This is a genomic window from Pseudooceanicola sp. (assembly GCF_029213205.1).
Classification (GTDB): Bacteria; Pseudomonadota; Alphaproteobacteria; order Rhodobacterales; family Rhodobacteraceae; genus Pseudooceanicola.
The window spans coordinates 405,865-419,469 of record NZ_JARGNH010000001.1 but is presented as its reverse complement, the minus strand read 5'-3'; the positions used below and the strand labels follow the sequence as shown (position 1 = coordinate 419,469).

The following is a 13,605-nucleotide window of genomic DNA, read 5'->3' as shown; positions in this document are numbered from 1 at the left end:
CCTTCGGCCGAGATCCTTGAATGGACTGGATCAGTTGGCTGGCATCTGTCGCTGCAAATTCAATTTGTACCCCAAAGCCTCTGCAACTTGGGACAAGGTGCTCAGGGTTGGGTTGCCACCTGAGCGGAAAGACTTGTACATGACTTCACGGCTGACGTTCGCTTTGCTCGCGATTTCAGTCATGCCTCGCGCCCGGGCGATGTCGCCAATCGCAGCCACGATCAAGTCGGGATCACCATCCTCAAAAGCGGCCTCGAGATAAGCCTCTTGCGCCTCTAGTGTCTCGAGACGATCGACCGGATCCCATACAGTTGTCTCAATTGCCATCGCTCAGCTCCTTTGCCATCTTCTTGGCACGTTCGATATCTGCGCTCTGACGCTTTTTGTCTCCACCGCAGAGGAGGACGACGATCCGGTCCCCTTGCTTGGTGAAATACAAGCGATATCCTGGTCCGTAATCGATCCGGATTTCGCTCACGCCGTCGCCGAGAGATTTGACATCTCCCATATTGCCCAGTGCTAAACGACGAAGCCGAACATCAACCCGGGCTACGGCGCGCTGATCTTTCAGCCCCGTAACCCAACTGATGAACACTTTTGTCTGCCTAACCTCGAACATCTGTGGAATATAATACACAGATCAGCCAGCGTCAACGTCCTGCAAAATCTGGAACCATCACGTCCGCTTGCCCGGGATGAGCACCCGCGGGCGCGTGCAGTAATGCAGCGCGTTCATCTGGAACTCGAGGTTCACACCCTTGCCGTTCTGCATTTCCCACTGCTTGCCATAGAGCCGCTGGCCGGGCGTGTTCACCGTCTCGATGTAGTCCGCCGGCGCATAGACAGTGCGGAAGAGCCCCGGCACGCCCGAGGGCACGAGGTGGCACTTATCGGTGTCGATGCCGACATTCTGACCGCCGCGGTAGTTCATCCAGCTGATGCCACCGAACTCGAAGGCCCCGTAGATCCCGGAGCTGCCCGAGTTGATATAGGCGTTCCTGAGCGAGGCGGCGTCGGCATAGCCCTTGTAGGTCTCGCGGACCTCTTGGTGGGCGATCAAATCGTCAAAGAAGGCGTCCCCACAAAGCGCCATGATGCCTGTGTAAGGCAGCCCGTCCAGAATGCCTGCCATTTGACGGATGACGCCGGCGCATTTCTTACGGAGCGCGCCGTCTGCGGCGCTGGCATTGTCGAGGTCAAAATCGACCACAGCCTGCTGGCTTTCGCCAAACTCGGTGAAATAGTCGAACAATACCGAGCCATCGGCATCGAGCAGCTGGCCGGTCTTGAGGATGTTCAGCCGGTGGTATTCCTCGGTCAGTGCGAAGAACTGGCTTGCCTCCGCCGCACGGTCCGCGATCTTCTGCTGTAGCCGCTCAACGGCCACCTCCTGGCCGAAGGCGCGGACCTGCTGCACCTCGTCGGCGTAGATGGCATCGTCCACTTGGAAATGCGGCACCTTGAGCATGCGTACCGCGCGCTTTGATTTATCGAAGGTCTGGCCAGGCCCACCACGGGGGCTGGCGGAGACCAGCATGCGGTTTTGCTCTTTGTCCTTCTCGATGGCGATATCGAGTGTGTCGATGCTGGTGGTCTGGAACAGACCCATCTGGCCGATGCGGGATGGGGTGTATTTGATCTCACGAAGCGCGTCCGTGAGGCGCATGACGCTGAAGGCGTCCTGACTGAAGATATTGAGGATCGACATGGGAGGTCCTTCTATTGCGTCGGCGCGCCAGCGACTGGCCACGCGAGATCACCCCGCGGCCCAAGGGCGCAGGAGATCAGATTTCAGAATTGAGTTTGGCAGCGTTGGCGGTGGTTACCGCACAATAATGCCGACAGCCGCCAAGTCAGCTTGAGCCGCGGCCTTTTCTGCTACCTGATCACGGTCAGGATGGTAGGTCAAAATCTTGCCGTTGACCTCGGCATCGCGGGTTATGGCGGCAATGCCAACATCACTGGCCGTTGCATCACAGCCGTAGAGCGCGATGGCCACGGCGGTCTGACTGCCATCGGTCGCCCCCACGGCACTGGCCAGATATTTGCCACTGGCGGTGATTTTTCCGAGCACCGTGCCCGGCGCGATGATACCGGCGCCGCTGGCGATGGTTATGTTTTCCCGCGAGCGCTGGCCATTGGCCTCGGTCATCAGCAATTCGCCGGGATGCCGGCCTTCAATGAGAACGGTCATGGACTGCCTCTCCTCTTCAGCTGAAGCGCGCATTGGCTTGGGTGATGGCTTTTGCCCACCCAGCCGCATTGCGTTCAGATCGGTTGCGGTGATCGGCCGGGGTTTCGGCCCCGAGTTCCGTCTCTTGGGCGGCTCGGTCGGCGATGGACGTCGCTGCACTGGCTTTCGGCGAGGCTGCCAGAACCTTGGCCGAGTCAGCTGCCGTCATTTCGGTCTCGAGCGCCAACACGAGTGCCTGGGCCTCACGGCCTTCCGTTTCCGGTGCGGTCAGAATGGATTTTATCCGCGCTGTGGCCTCCGCCTTACCGGCAGTGACGCCTGCCGCATGGGCTTCCGTCCGCGATGCATCGACAGCTGCCTGCAGATCAGCGGGGCTGATGGCAGAGACGTCACTCGCGGGCGCCTCGGCTTGGGTCGTTTTGGTCATGTTTCCTCCCTTTCTCTGGGGGCTTGCCCCGGAGGGCGGTTGCGACAGCGCGGCGATCACATCCTCAAGGCTCGCCATGCGATCGGCGAGGCCTTGGGCGATCGCATCGGCGCCAAGATAGGTGCGGGCTTCCGTCGCCCGGATGGCCTCAGAACTGATCCGACCTGTGCGACCCTCGGCCACGAGGCCAACGAACTGGTCGTAGATTTTCATGACCTCGGCCTGCAGATCGGCGCGGACGGCGTCTGACAGCGGCCCAAACGGGTGACCATCGACCTTATGCGCCCCGGCATGGATCAACGTGGGCTTCACGCCACGGTCCTCGAGCTCACCCGAGCGATCGAGATGGGTCAGGACCACGCCGATCGAGCCGACCATGGAGGTGGGCGAAACGATGATGTTGCGCGCCGCGCTGGCGATGCCATAAGCAGCCGAGGCCGCCACATCGTTGACAAAAGCCACGACCGGCTTGGTCTTGTTGACCGTACTGACCAGCTTGGCCGTGACAAACATGCCCGTTGCCTCGCCGCCGGGGCTGTCGATATCCAAGAGCACCGCTCGCACATCCGGATCAGCTTCCGCCTCGCGCAACTGTGCTGCAATCCCCTCATAAGACACGAGCCCCGAACTGGCGCCGATCCAGGCACCACGGTTCACCAGACTGCCGACGATCGGCAGGATAGCGACCCCGTTTTCCACGCGCATGGAACCGACGCTGCCATTGTCACGGCGGTATGTGCCGACAAACCGGTTGGTCTCCGGCGTGACGGCTTGCAGCGGCTCAATCCCAATCCGTCCCTGCAGCACATGCAGGATGAGATCGGCCTTGTCCGGGTGTAGGAGCAGCGGGCGGTTCAGCACGCGTCCTGCGATCTGCGCGAGAGACGGGCCTGCCGCAGCTCGTTTTATATCGGGCGGTTCCGTCACCTCACCCCTCCTGTACCAAGTGCAAAGCGCCGCGGACCGCGGCCCTGCAGCTGGGCGCATTGTTCCTCAAAGCCGCGAATGACCGCCAAAAGCCGGTCGGGATGCGCCCGGTGGTAGGTGACCGCCCGTTCGACGCCGTTTGATCCGGCGCGGAACCGCACCTCCATGGCGGCTTCGCCGGCCACCAGACTCACATAGACTTGGCGAAGGCTGGCCGCGGCGGAGCACGGATCCGCTTCATCGATGCTGATCGTCATGACTCCAACTCGTCGTTTGTGTCGTCTGCCGCACTCGGCCCACCGCCCTGCGCCCCCATCATCTGCGGCTCAGGCAGGCCGTATTCCGCCCGAAGCGCCTTTTCTTGCGCCAGTTGCTGGTAGACATCGTCCACATCCGCCCCAAGATCGGTGCAGATCATCGCGTCCGACATGACACCGAGCCGCTTCCAGACCTCATGGGCCTTGGCCTTCTTGAGATCATCGGCTTGGGGACGTGGATCGCCGCGCCACTCTGCGCGGCACGCCGCCGTACGATTGGCCAGAAACCCGGCAATGCCACCCGGAAATGGCAGGCTGCCCGCCTCGATCTCTTCTTCCAGCCAGGCCTCGTAGATCGGCTGGCAGAATGGCGCCATGATGTTGCGCCGTCGCGCCTTGGTGATGGCAAAAATCTCTGTCGTCGCGGCTTGCAGCGACGAATAGGTGGCGCCGACATTGTCACCCGTGGCGCTTTCATAGGTCAGCCCCAGGCACCGTGCGAGCTCGCGCAAGAGATGCATCGAGAAGGCCGCGTAGTCCGATGACGGATGATTGCTCGTGTGGAACTTCAATTCCTGGCCCGGAAAGAGGTGTGCAAGCCGCCCGTTGATCCCCACATCCAGCGTGCTGCCGTCATAATAACCTGCGACCATCTCGATATAGGCCTCCATCGGCGAGATGCCCTGCGCCAGCATCTGCGCCTGTTCCTGCGGCGTCAGCAGGCCCTGCAACACCTGTTCCGTCGGCTCGTCCGAGGTGATCGTCACGGCAAAGAGCGTCTGAACGATTGCCGCCATCAGCGTGGCATCGGCCAATTGGTCAAACTGACGGGCCACCTGCAGTGCCGGCACCAGAGGAGAAATGCCCCGATGTGTGCCGGGTGCGCCCTCGAAGATGTGGATCACCCGCGGCCGTCCCGCGGCATCGCGGGCACGCACGTCATATTCCACGTCGTGTTTGAACAGGTCCTTGCGAATGGCGCGGTAACCCACCGGCATGCCATCGGCATCCGTATAGACCCCGTTGATCAGCCGCCGCATGCTTTCCGTCTTGCGCGAGAGCCGCTGCGGCGGCAGCAGGCGCACCTTGGTGCCGTATCGGTTCCAAGGCCGCTTGCGCCAGGGCAGCTCGGCGAGGATTTCGCCGGTGATGAGCCAGGAGCGGAAAGCCGCCGCCTGCATTTGCCCGAAGGTCCGAAGGCCCTGGATATCGCATTCTTGGGCATTTCGCGCCCAAAGCTCGAAGCGGCGCTCCACCGTCTTGGCCCAGTCCGAGGCCTCCACTGGTGTCATGCCAAAGGTCTCATTCTCCGGCAGCGCCTTCAGCTGCAGCCCTGTGCCCACCGTATTGGCCACGCATTGCTCCAGCGCGCCGGCCAGCCAGCCGCTGTTGTGCAGGAGGTCATTGACCCGAGCGGCCGCGTCATCCCAGGCCTCGCCGATATCATCTTGGGCTTCCCGCAAGGCGGGCTTCCAACCGGCGAAGGTCACGCCCCGTCCACCGCGCATGTATTTGCCGGAGGGTCTGGGGAGGCTCATCCCTTCCGGCCCCGCCGCCGGAGGCAGCGCCTCGGCCAGCAGGCCTTTGAGCTTTGCGATCACGGACATGTGCGTTATCCATTCAGCCTGCTGCCATGGCGGGCAAACCGCCCGCGCAGAGCGCCGCTGTCGCCGCGACCTGGGGAGGAGCGCGATGCCGGCGGCGGCGCCTTTGATGTATCAGGCTCAGGTGCTGTCACCCGGGTTGGGTCATGCACGTCGGGCACGGCCGCCTCGATCGAAGTCTTGCGTTCGATCCCTTCCGGGATCCGCTGGACGTTCAGCGTGTAGCCAATGGCCGCGCAGAGCGCCTCGCAATCGAGAAAGTGGTTGTTACGCGAGCGTTTCACCCAGACAGGCTTGCCCTCGACCACCACCCGCGCCTCCGAGGTCAGTTGTTTACAGTAATCCTCCGAGACCGCTTCATGGACATGAAACGCCCCCGGCTGATCGGCCGGCGTGCGGATCCGCGACATCACCAGCGATTTGAAGAAGTCCGTCGAGAGCGTCACAAGGTCGATGGAATAGAGCGCCTTTTTGCCGTCGGGCTTCACCTCGATTTTTGACACGCGGTATGGCGGGCTCTGGATGTCCTTGCCCTTGGTCGGCGCGCAGAGCCAGCTGTGGCGACGGCAGAACTCGTAGACCTTATGTTCATTCCCGAGCTCCGGCTTGTCCGGCCGGAAGCCTGAATCCACAAACACCTTCTCGATATGCATCCCGCCCACGGGCGTCAGCATCAAATCCGCCAGCGCGGACCAGACGTCGTCATCCTCTGTGGGGCCATAGAGTTGGCCATTATCAATCAGCCAAGACGTCCCCCGCGCCCCGAAGGCCCGGATCACATAGACCAGGCTGAACTTCTGCACGTCGACGCCCATCACGAGGCGCAAGCCCCCGGCGGGAACGTCTCCCGGCCGATACGGCTGGCGGCGCTCCATGATTTCTTGCCAGTCGGGCACATCGCCCGAGGCCGTCATGGCGTAGCATTCGCCGAAGCCTGCATTCATCGCTGTCTGGATGCGGTCGTGATCGCCAGACTGCAGCGCCGTCAGATAGGTTTCGGCCCGCTGCCCCCAGGTGACAAATGGCGAACAGAGCCCCGATGTCCACATCGACAAGGTCGAACTGTCGGCGGGGGCGCCCGTCACATGGGGCGCATCGTCCTTCAGCGTGACAGTTTGCCCCGGCGCCACCATCGTGCCGCGTGCGTTCATCCAGACCTTGTCGGCCTCAGTGTGCTGGCCGCCACAGCGGGGGCATTCGAGCGTGGCCGCTTGTTTGGCCTGCGCAGGCGTCGCGCGGTCTGGCCAGCGCAGCTGCTTGAAGCGCGGGATGAAAAACTCTTGGCAATGCCGACACGGCCAGGCCCAGTGATGCCGCGTGCCCTCCTGCCAGAGCTTCCAGATCGGGCTTTCAAGATCGTCGGGCGCCGAGCGCGCCCAGAACTCAAGCCCACTCGTGTCATCCGGTTCGATTTCCACGAGACCCCGCGCCGGTGTGCTGGTGATTGCGGTGACAAAATCGGCATAGGTCTCGCCCCGGGCCTCCACGAGGCCCAGAACATCGCCTTGGCCTTTCACATTGGCCATCATCTCATCGTATTCGTCGATCAGCGCCAGTGCGGCCGGATCGGATTTGAGGGCCGTGGAGGAGCCCGCATGCGCCAATCGTAGTCGGACGCCAGCCACATGTTTCAGCGTCTTCTTCATTCGGCGGCCGCGCACCACCTTGTTGGCCAGCGTGTCGGCCTCATCCAGCAGCGCCATCAGCCGCGGTTCGAACTGGTCGGTCAGAAACTCCTTCGTCGGTCCCACATAGAGGATTGGCGCCGGGCGCTGATCGAGCCGCGCGCCGATGATGTCCAACATGCTGTCGGTCTTGCCCGACTGAGCCGAGGTCACCGCCACCACCCGACGGTAGCCGCCGCGATGCACGGCCGCAGACCATGGGATCATGTAGGGCGTCAGCCCCGGATCACGGGGACCGGGAATGCCGGCGGTTTCTGGATAAATCCGATGTACGGCCGCCCAAGGGGCCGGGTCACGTTTCTCGCTCGGCCTCCAGATCGCCGCTGCCAGCGACCAGAGCTGCGCCTGCTTTGTCGGCCGCCCCTGCAATACGTTCAAGCGCGCCATCGATCACCTCTTCGAGCGCGCGCCGCGCCTCCATATCGCGCGTGTAGCGCGCCGCGAGACCGGCTAGCTCTGCCCGCACCAGCGCCGCGATCTCGCCCACCACGGCCTTTGCATCCTCCATCGGGATCAGTTCCCGGCTGCGTTCCTGGATCCTGAGTTCAATTTCACGCGTGCGCGCTTCCGTGGCCCGGCTGGCCACCGCGGCCTTGTTGTTTTTTGAGAGCTGGTCTTCGTAATAGGCCAGCGCCCCGCGAATGACGCCAACCAGCGTGTATTCCCCGCGCTGCGCGCGATCCATGTAGCCGGATTTGACCAGCCCCTGAACCCATCGTTCGGACCGCCCCAGCAGGGCTGCCGCTTGCGCCACCGTGATGGTTTGGCCTCGGGGTTTGCCGTCGGACATGGGTCAGAGCCTCCAGCGTTCGAATAGGCGGCGAAGGACGTATCCACGGGCGAGCGACACGGCCGTAAAGATCAGCCCAAGACCAAGGTTCTCGACCACGCCGACGCGCAACCCAAAGGCCGGAAACACGGCGAACTGTGTGGCAACCGCCAACGCGTAACCCACCACCGTGTTGGCCACAGCCTCGATCAGCGAGCCGCGTCTTGATTGCGCCATGAGTCCCTCTAAAGCCATGTAATTGCTACGATTATAGTGGATATACTCAGGCGTAAGAGCAAAGATTCCTTGACGCAAACGACGCACCCAAGGACCTCGCCCATGACCATCGCCGAATGCTACAACGCCGCCGCCAGCAAACTCCTGCCGCATATGGCAGCCGACCTGGCGGTCGATCCGGCCATCACCGACGCCAACCACATCGACGAGATTGTCTTTCGCCGCAGCGAATTCCTCGGCGGCATGGCCGTCGCTATCCTCGCCATGATCGACCAGCAGAACTGAGGGACCCAAACATGAGCACCCGCGCACAGATCGCGATCCAGATCGGACCCGAGGAATGGGCTCACATATACGTGCATTTTGACGGCTACCCCGCCCACATGCTGCCCGCGCTGGCGCCTTGGACGCCCGAGGACATCCTTGCTGCGCAGGAAATCCGCCAAGTTCGTGCCGACACGCTGGACTGTTTCGATCCGCCCCGTGCGCCCCGCATCCTGCCACGACCGACCTGCGAGCTCTCACATCTCTACATATGGCAGGATGGTGGCTGGGTCGATTTTACGGACCACGCCGAATGATCCAATAGCAATATTAGAACTCTGATTTTGCTACACTTTCTTGCGCAGTGGAGCGACTCTGACCTCACAAAACGAGACGCAACTCAGCCCACGGAGCCCGCCATGACCAACCCCGCCACTGCCTTGATCGCAGACTTTCGCACCCGCGCAGATGAGAATGACCGCCTGTTAGCCCCAACCGGCTGCACCACGATCGCCTCACATAACTGGATCGTCATCGACGATTTCGGGCCGCTGACCTTCACCTTGACGCCCGAGGGCAAGAAGCACCGCGCGATCTGCAGCGGCCATGGCAGCGCACACAAGGTCAACCGCTTCACCCACGAGGACGCAGAACGGCTCGCCGCCGCCTGCGATGCCCGCACCGCCTTCTGGGCCGATGCCGCGAGCGAGGAAGCCGCAACGCTGCGCAAGCACATCGAAACCCTCGAAACCGCAACAGCGGCCTGAAGCGAGGACAAAACAATGACCAACGCCACCGTCCTTCCCAGCCGCAACACCGATTACGGGTTCTTCGGAACCCTGACCACCTGCCCGGAGCGCGACCGGCGCACCAGCGAGGTCTGGGTCCTCGCCAGCCGCCTGATCGCCCAAGCCGTCAACGCCACCTCCGAGGAGGAGATGCTCGGCATCCGCGACTTCCTCGATAGCCGCTCGGGGCGGCATTTCGCGGACGAGGTCGTTGGCGCCCTGCAGTGCGGTGCACCAGATTGCGAAGTCGCCATCGCCGCCGCCATTGCCAAATGGCAGGACTGGCGCATCAGCCGCGCAACAGAGCGCAGCGACGGAATTCCTGCTGGGCTGCCTTACCTCGCGGGCTGGGTTCAGCATTTCGCCGTCACCGCCACCATGGACGAGCAGCACTGATCCTGCGCGAGACCGAGCCAGCCCGCCCGCGCGGCGGGCTTTCGGCAGTAGAAGGCGTCGCATGCTGCCACGCCGAACTGCCGGAGAAGACCATGGCCAAGGCCGCAAAGACCACGAACCCCGAGACGCCCGAAGATCAAGACACCTCGGCCCCCAAAGCCCAAAGGGTCACCAAACAGCAGATCATGATGGACATGCTGTCGCGGCCCGAAGGCGCCACTATCGAGGAACTGGCCGAGGCCACGGGCTGGCTTTCACATACCTGCAGAGGTGCCATGTCCGGCGCCCTCAAGAAAAAGCTGGGGCTGACCATCACCTCCGAGAAGGAGGATCAGCGTGGGCGGGTTTATCGATTATCTTGATCGACTCCGCCTCGCTCGCGCCGCTTATTTCGACCTCGAACGCGATGACTTGAAGCCGTCGCCCATAAGTGCGGCATCCTCAGCGAGCCATGCCGCGGTCATAGGGTCGTCCCTTTCGTACCCTCCGCCGGTCCTGCGAAGCCATAGGCCAAGCTGACGCAACACTCGCACCCAAGGTAGCGCCAATCCCGTCTGCAATAAGGTCGGCCCATTCGGCCTGCCTGCCGAATAAGGGTTGGATCATCTCGATCATACCGCCGTAGGCGGTGACGGCCAAAACAACCCAGAGTGCCAGCCGTGGCCGCACGAGGGGCAGCGGGAACGCGAGGCAGGCGAAGGCCAGGACGTGGTAAATCTTGTCCGACCCCGCAGGGCCGCCAGACGGCATCGGTGCTAGGGTGAGCACGGCGATGATCACCGCCAGAACGGTTGTCACCGCACTGCCGACCGCCATCCGCCTCAGTTTCTTCTGCACTTGCGCCACACATCGCTCCTCTGGGTGAACGCCCATCAGCGCGGTTTTCCCATGGAGTGTCAATGGCGTAGCCGCGTCAGACCCCGGTTTCGGCATCAATCGGCACAGCCTCACCCGAGTGTAGATCGTTAAAACTCTGCCCGCTGCTTTCCAACACCGCGGTTTCACCCGTGAACTCCTGCCAACGGCGGACGATGACATCGACGTATTTCGGATCGAGCTCGATCAGCGACGCGTGGCGACCGGTCTTTTCGGCAGCGATGAGCGTCGTGCCACTGCCACCGAAGGGATCGAACACCAGATCGCCCTTTCGGCTCGAGTTCCGGATCGCGCGTTCAACCAAGGACACCGGCTTCATCGTCGGATGCAGATCATTCTTGTGCGGTCGCTCGATGTTCCAGACATCGCCCTGGTCGCGATCCCCGCACCAGTGACGCTTCACGCCCTCGGGCCAGCCGTAGAGGATCGGCTCGTACTGCCGCTGGTAATCGGCGCGGCCCAGGGTGAAGCGGTCCTTCGCCCAGATGATGAAGGTCGACCAATGGCCACCGGCGGATTTGAATGCGGATTGTAGCGTCTGCAACTCGCTCGACGACATGCAGATATAGACCGCGCCATCGGTGTGCGCATTGATCAGCAGGCAGGCATCGTAGAGGAACTGCCCGAAGGCATCGCCCAAGGCGTCGTTCTTGATCCGACGGCCTTTGCCCGCCTTTTCGGCGCCGACGCCGCCGGCGTAGTCCACGTTGTAGGGCGGATCGCAAAAGCACAGATCCGCTTTCACGTCGCCCAGCACCTTCTGCACGTCGGTCGCGACCGTGCTGTCGCCGCAGAGCAGCCGGTGTTTACCCAGGAGCCAGACATCGCCAGGGCGCGTGACCGGGGCCTCAGGCACTTCCGGCACATCGTCCGGATCCGTCAGGCCGCCGGTGGTGTCGATCAGCGCGTCCGGCAGGATCTCGGCCAGGTCCTCGGCGCTGAAGCCGATCAGCGACATGTCCTCGATCCCGAAATCTTCCCGCAGCTCCCCGATCTCGATGCGCAGCATCTCGGGGTCCCACTCGGCGATTTCTGCCAATCGGTTGTCGGCGAGTGTGTAAAGCCGCCGGTCCTCTTCGGACCAGCCGCGCGCCACCATCACCGGCACTTCGGCCAGCCCCAACTGGGCGGCAGCCATCAACCGGCCGTGGCCTGCGATGATCGTGCCATCCTCGGCCACCAGCATCGGGATGGTGAACCCGAACCGCTCCATCGACGCCGCGATCTGGTCGATCTGCTCCGGCGGGTGCTGGCGAGCGTTTTTCGCGTAGGGGACCAAGTCGGCCACCTGCCACATCGCGACCTGCGCCGCAGGCCAGGCCTGCGGGGTGATTTTGGATTGGGCTGTCATCGGGATCCTGTCGGGCATGTGCCAACGCGCCGCTGAACCGAAACGATCCGCAGGGGGTCATTTCGTTTAGCGCAAAGCGAAACGTCCATGTTTTATTGGGGTTTGGCGAGTGTGAACGGGGCTCAACCTGCGCGAAACGAAGTGGATTTCAGGGGGGTGCATTTCGCCAATTCGGGGCCTAAAGCCCTGATTTCATTGAGGCGGACCCTCTTTGAAACGAAGCGAAATGGGTATTTGAAACGAGAAAAAACGCTTAAATATCGCGAGGCGGCGGCCCCGCATCGAACTTTCTCCAGGAAGGGACCCAAGGGGTCCCCTGCCTGTCTCTGCCGTGGCCTGTCAGCACGCTGATTTGGCCCTTGCAAGTGTTTTATCGCGGCCAAGACTCGCGGTCCAACAAATAAATGTCCCGCTGTTTTCTTTTCTTGTTGCCATTGCAAAGACTCGACTTTTTTGTCCCGCTCGGCCGTCACACGTCCAAAAGCTGCTCAATTTGGCGCGTCGCCTCGGCCAGCACATCGGGTTGCGCGGCCTCAAATGCGTCGCGTGTTGCGTCCTGCACCATCTCTTTCGGGATGGCTGGGCCGAACATTTTCCTTATCGGCAGCCGGTCGCTCCCCTCTCGAACGAAGGCGTTGTTGGCAAGCGAGCCAACGAGGAAGGCGCTGTCGAACCGTTGCCACCGCCCCCAGGGCTTGGCGCGCACACCGTAGGCAAACTGCCGTGGGCTGAAATGCGACAGGCCCAGATAGTCGCCGCGGGCCTCGATCGTGTAGGTCAGGTTAGAGAACGTCGATCGGATCGAGCGTGTCTCGCGGTTGATGAGCGCGGCCTTCGCGCCTGTTTGTTGCCGAAGGGCGCGCCGCACCTGGGTGCGGACCTTGTTACCCTCGCTGTTCAGCGCACGATTGAAGGCCCGTGTCGCTGCCTGTTCACCCAGTCGGGCGACAGCGGCTTCGAAGTGGATTCGGGTCTGATCGAGGTCGCGGATGATGACATTCACGGACCCTGCCTCCCACGCACACGACACCGAGTATATCCGTTATTTAGCCTCTCGCTCGGTGGATGTCTCGCCTTCCGATGTCCCGCTGAAAAATGTCCCGCTGGACCGAAAGGGGTTGACAGGTATACCGAAGTTCAACCGGCGACAGGGATCATCAACTTCGAAAGCCAAGCTGCGAAGGTTTCTTCGGAAATCACGCCGGAGGCCAAGTCCTCCATTGACCTCACGCCGTCTAGCGGGTCTGGGCGCAAGCCGAAGCCATTCAAACGCAGAAACGTGGCGGACGTGACAAAGGCTGTCCTCTTGTTGCCATCAACAAAGGCATGCGCCTTCGCAATCCCAAACGCATAAGCCGCGGCAATTTCCTCAAGGCTCGGCTCGCCATAGACCGCCTTGTTGCGGGGACGCTCCATCGCGGCCTCGAGAAGCTGGATGTCGCGCATGCCTGACGCACCACCGTGGCGCGCGATTTGGCGATCATGGATGATCAGAACCGCCTGCAACGGCACCCATACCGGCTCGCTCACGCAAGCGCCTGCAGCATGTCACGGTTTTCGTCCATGACGATTTGCGCTGCAGCGAGAGCTGCGGCCAACTCAGGGTTCTGCAGCGTGATCTTCAGGCTGCCATCGTCGCCACGCACTAGGTAGACTGTGTCCCCTTCGCGGGCATCAAGCGCTGCCAGCATCTCAGCCGACAGCGTAACCACGGCTGAGTTGCCGACTTTGCGGATGCGGGTTTCGAACATGACAGGCCTCCTCGTGAATACGTCGGTATATACGAAATTTGAGCGATGGATGCAAGGTCAGGCGCCGCGCCAGCCCAGC

The 13,605-nt window shown here is 62.3% G+C and carries 20 protein-coding genes; 5 read left to right on the top strand and 15 right to left on the bottom strand.

Features of this window, described 5'->3' with window-relative positions:
* Window positions 1–30 precede the first annotated feature (30 nt).
* The 10 genes from P1U48_RS02150 to P1U48_RS02105 all read right to left on the bottom strand — a co-directional run bounded on the left by P1U48_RS02150 (window position 31) and on the right by P1U48_RS02105 (window position 8,187).
* Entirely contained in the window at window positions 31–327 is a 297-nt protein-coding gene (locus P1U48_RS02150; protein WP_301066714.1) for an addiction module antidote protein, read from the bottom strand.
* Window positions 317–637 (bottom strand): type II toxin-antitoxin system RelE/ParE family toxin, encoded by a 321-nt coding sequence (locus tag P1U48_RS02145; RefSeq protein WP_301066711.1) that lies wholly within the window; start codon window positions 635–637, stop codon window positions 317–319. The genes P1U48_RS02150 and P1U48_RS02145 overlap by 11 nt, the downstream gene beginning before the upstream one ends.
* Window positions 638–676: 39 nt before the next feature.
* Complete coding sequence (locus tag P1U48_RS02140) at window positions 677–1,708, bottom strand: major capsid protein (RefSeq protein ID WP_301066709.1); 1,032 nt, start codon at window positions 1,706–1,708, stop codon at window positions 677–679.
* A gap of 114 nt (window positions 1,709–1,822) precedes the next feature.
* Complete coding sequence (locus tag P1U48_RS02135; RefSeq protein WP_301066706.1) at window positions 1,823–2,194, bottom strand: head decoration protein; 372 nt, start codon at window positions 2,192–2,194, stop codon at window positions 1,823–1,825.
* A 16-nt stretch (window positions 2,195–2,210) separates the two neighbouring features.
* A complete protein-coding gene (locus tag P1U48_RS02130; RefSeq protein ID WP_301066704.1) occupies window positions 2,211–3,548 on the bottom strand; it encodes a S49 family peptidase in 1,338 nt (445 codons plus the stop codon).
* Complete coding sequence (locus P1U48_RS02125) at window positions 3,545–3,805, bottom strand: hypothetical protein (RefSeq protein ID WP_301066702.1); 261 nt, start codon at window positions 3,803–3,805, stop codon at window positions 3,545–3,547. The genes P1U48_RS02130 and P1U48_RS02125 overlap by 4 nt, the downstream gene beginning before the upstream one ends.
* On the bottom strand, window positions 3,802–5,412 hold the full coding sequence (locus tag P1U48_RS02120) for a phage portal protein (protein ID WP_301066699.1): 1,611 nt from the start codon (window positions 5,410–5,412) through the stop codon (window positions 3,802–3,804). Before P1U48_RS02120 ends, P1U48_RS02125 begins: the two co-directional genes overlap by 4 nt.
* Window positions 5,413–5,417: 5 nt before the next feature.
* Entirely contained in the window at window positions 5,418–7,481 is a 2,064-nt protein-coding gene (locus P1U48_RS02115) for a terminase gpA endonuclease subunit (RefSeq protein ID WP_301066696.1), read from the bottom strand.
* Entirely contained in the window at window positions 7,387–7,884 is a 498-nt protein-coding gene (locus P1U48_RS02110) for a hypothetical protein (protein ID WP_301066693.1), read from the bottom strand. Before P1U48_RS02110 ends, P1U48_RS02115 begins: the two co-directional genes overlap by 95 nt.
* Window positions 7,885–7,887: 3 nt before the next feature.
* Window positions 7,888–8,187 (bottom strand): hypothetical protein, encoded by a 300-nt coding sequence (locus P1U48_RS02105; protein ID WP_366142857.1) that lies wholly within the window; start codon window positions 8,185–8,187, stop codon window positions 7,888–7,890.
* 15 nt (window positions 8,188–8,202) lie between these two features.
* On the opposite strand from P1U48_RS02105, the gene P1U48_RS02100 reads away from it, so the two are divergent.
* The 5 genes from P1U48_RS02100 (at window position 8,203) to P1U48_RS02080 (ending at window position 9,910) form a co-directional block, all read left to right on the top strand.
* Window positions 8,203–8,385 carry a hypothetical protein gene (locus P1U48_RS02100; RefSeq protein WP_301066691.1) on the top strand — a complete coding sequence of 61 codons (183 nt, stop codon included), beginning with the start codon at window positions 8,203–8,205 and terminating at the stop codon, window positions 8,383–8,385.
* Window positions 8,386–8,396: 11 nt separating this feature from the next.
* Window positions 8,397–8,681 (top strand): hypothetical protein, encoded by a 285-nt coding sequence (locus tag P1U48_RS02095; protein ID WP_301066688.1) that lies wholly within the window; start codon window positions 8,397–8,399, stop codon window positions 8,679–8,681.
* 102 nt (window positions 8,682–8,783) lie between these two features.
* The gene (locus P1U48_RS02090; protein WP_301066685.1) at window positions 8,784–9,131 is read left to right on the top strand and encodes a hypothetical protein; all 348 of its coding nucleotides are present in this window, start codon (window positions 8,784–8,786) and stop codon (window positions 9,129–9,131) included.
* A 15-nt stretch (window positions 9,132–9,146) separates the two neighbouring features.
* The gene (locus P1U48_RS02085; RefSeq protein WP_301066682.1) at window positions 9,147–9,548 is read left to right on the top strand and encodes a hypothetical protein; all 402 of its coding nucleotides are present in this window, start codon (window positions 9,147–9,149) and stop codon (window positions 9,546–9,548) included.
* Window positions 9,549–9,640: 92 nt separating this feature from the next.
* Window positions 9,641–9,910, top strand: a complete 270-nt coding sequence (locus P1U48_RS02080) for a DUF3489 domain-containing protein (RefSeq protein ID WP_366142856.1) — start codon at window positions 9,641–9,643, stop codon at window positions 9,908–9,910.
* Window positions 9,911–9,989: 79 nt separating this feature from the next.
* Here P1U48_RS02080 and P1U48_RS02075 read toward each other — a convergent pair whose 3' ends face one another.
* The 5 genes from P1U48_RS02075 to P1U48_RS02055 form a co-directional block, all read right to left on the bottom strand.
* Complete coding sequence (locus P1U48_RS02075) at window positions 9,990–10,394, bottom strand: VanZ family protein (protein WP_301066680.1); 405 nt, start codon at window positions 10,392–10,394, stop codon at window positions 9,990–9,992.
* A 67-nt stretch (window positions 10,395–10,461) separates the two neighbouring features.
* Entirely contained in the window at window positions 10,462–11,775 is a 1,314-nt protein-coding gene (locus tag P1U48_RS02070; RefSeq protein ID WP_301066677.1) for a site-specific DNA-methyltransferase, read from the bottom strand.
* Between the two features lie 469 nt (window positions 11,776–12,244).
* Entirely contained in the window at window positions 12,245–12,778 is a 534-nt protein-coding gene (locus P1U48_RS02065; RefSeq protein ID WP_301066675.1) for a hypothetical protein, read from the bottom strand.
* A 134-nt stretch (window positions 12,779–12,912) separates the two neighbouring features.
* Entirely contained in the window at window positions 12,913–13,305 is a 393-nt protein-coding gene (locus P1U48_RS02060) for a type II toxin-antitoxin system death-on-curing family toxin (RefSeq protein ID WP_301066673.1), read from the bottom strand.
* Entirely contained in the window at window positions 13,302–13,526 is a 225-nt protein-coding gene (locus tag P1U48_RS02055) for an AbrB/MazE/SpoVT family DNA-binding domain-containing protein (protein WP_093321644.1), read from the bottom strand. The genes P1U48_RS02060 and P1U48_RS02055 overlap by 4 nt, the downstream gene beginning before the upstream one ends.
* Between the last annotated feature and the right edge of the window lie 79 nt (window positions 13,527–13,605).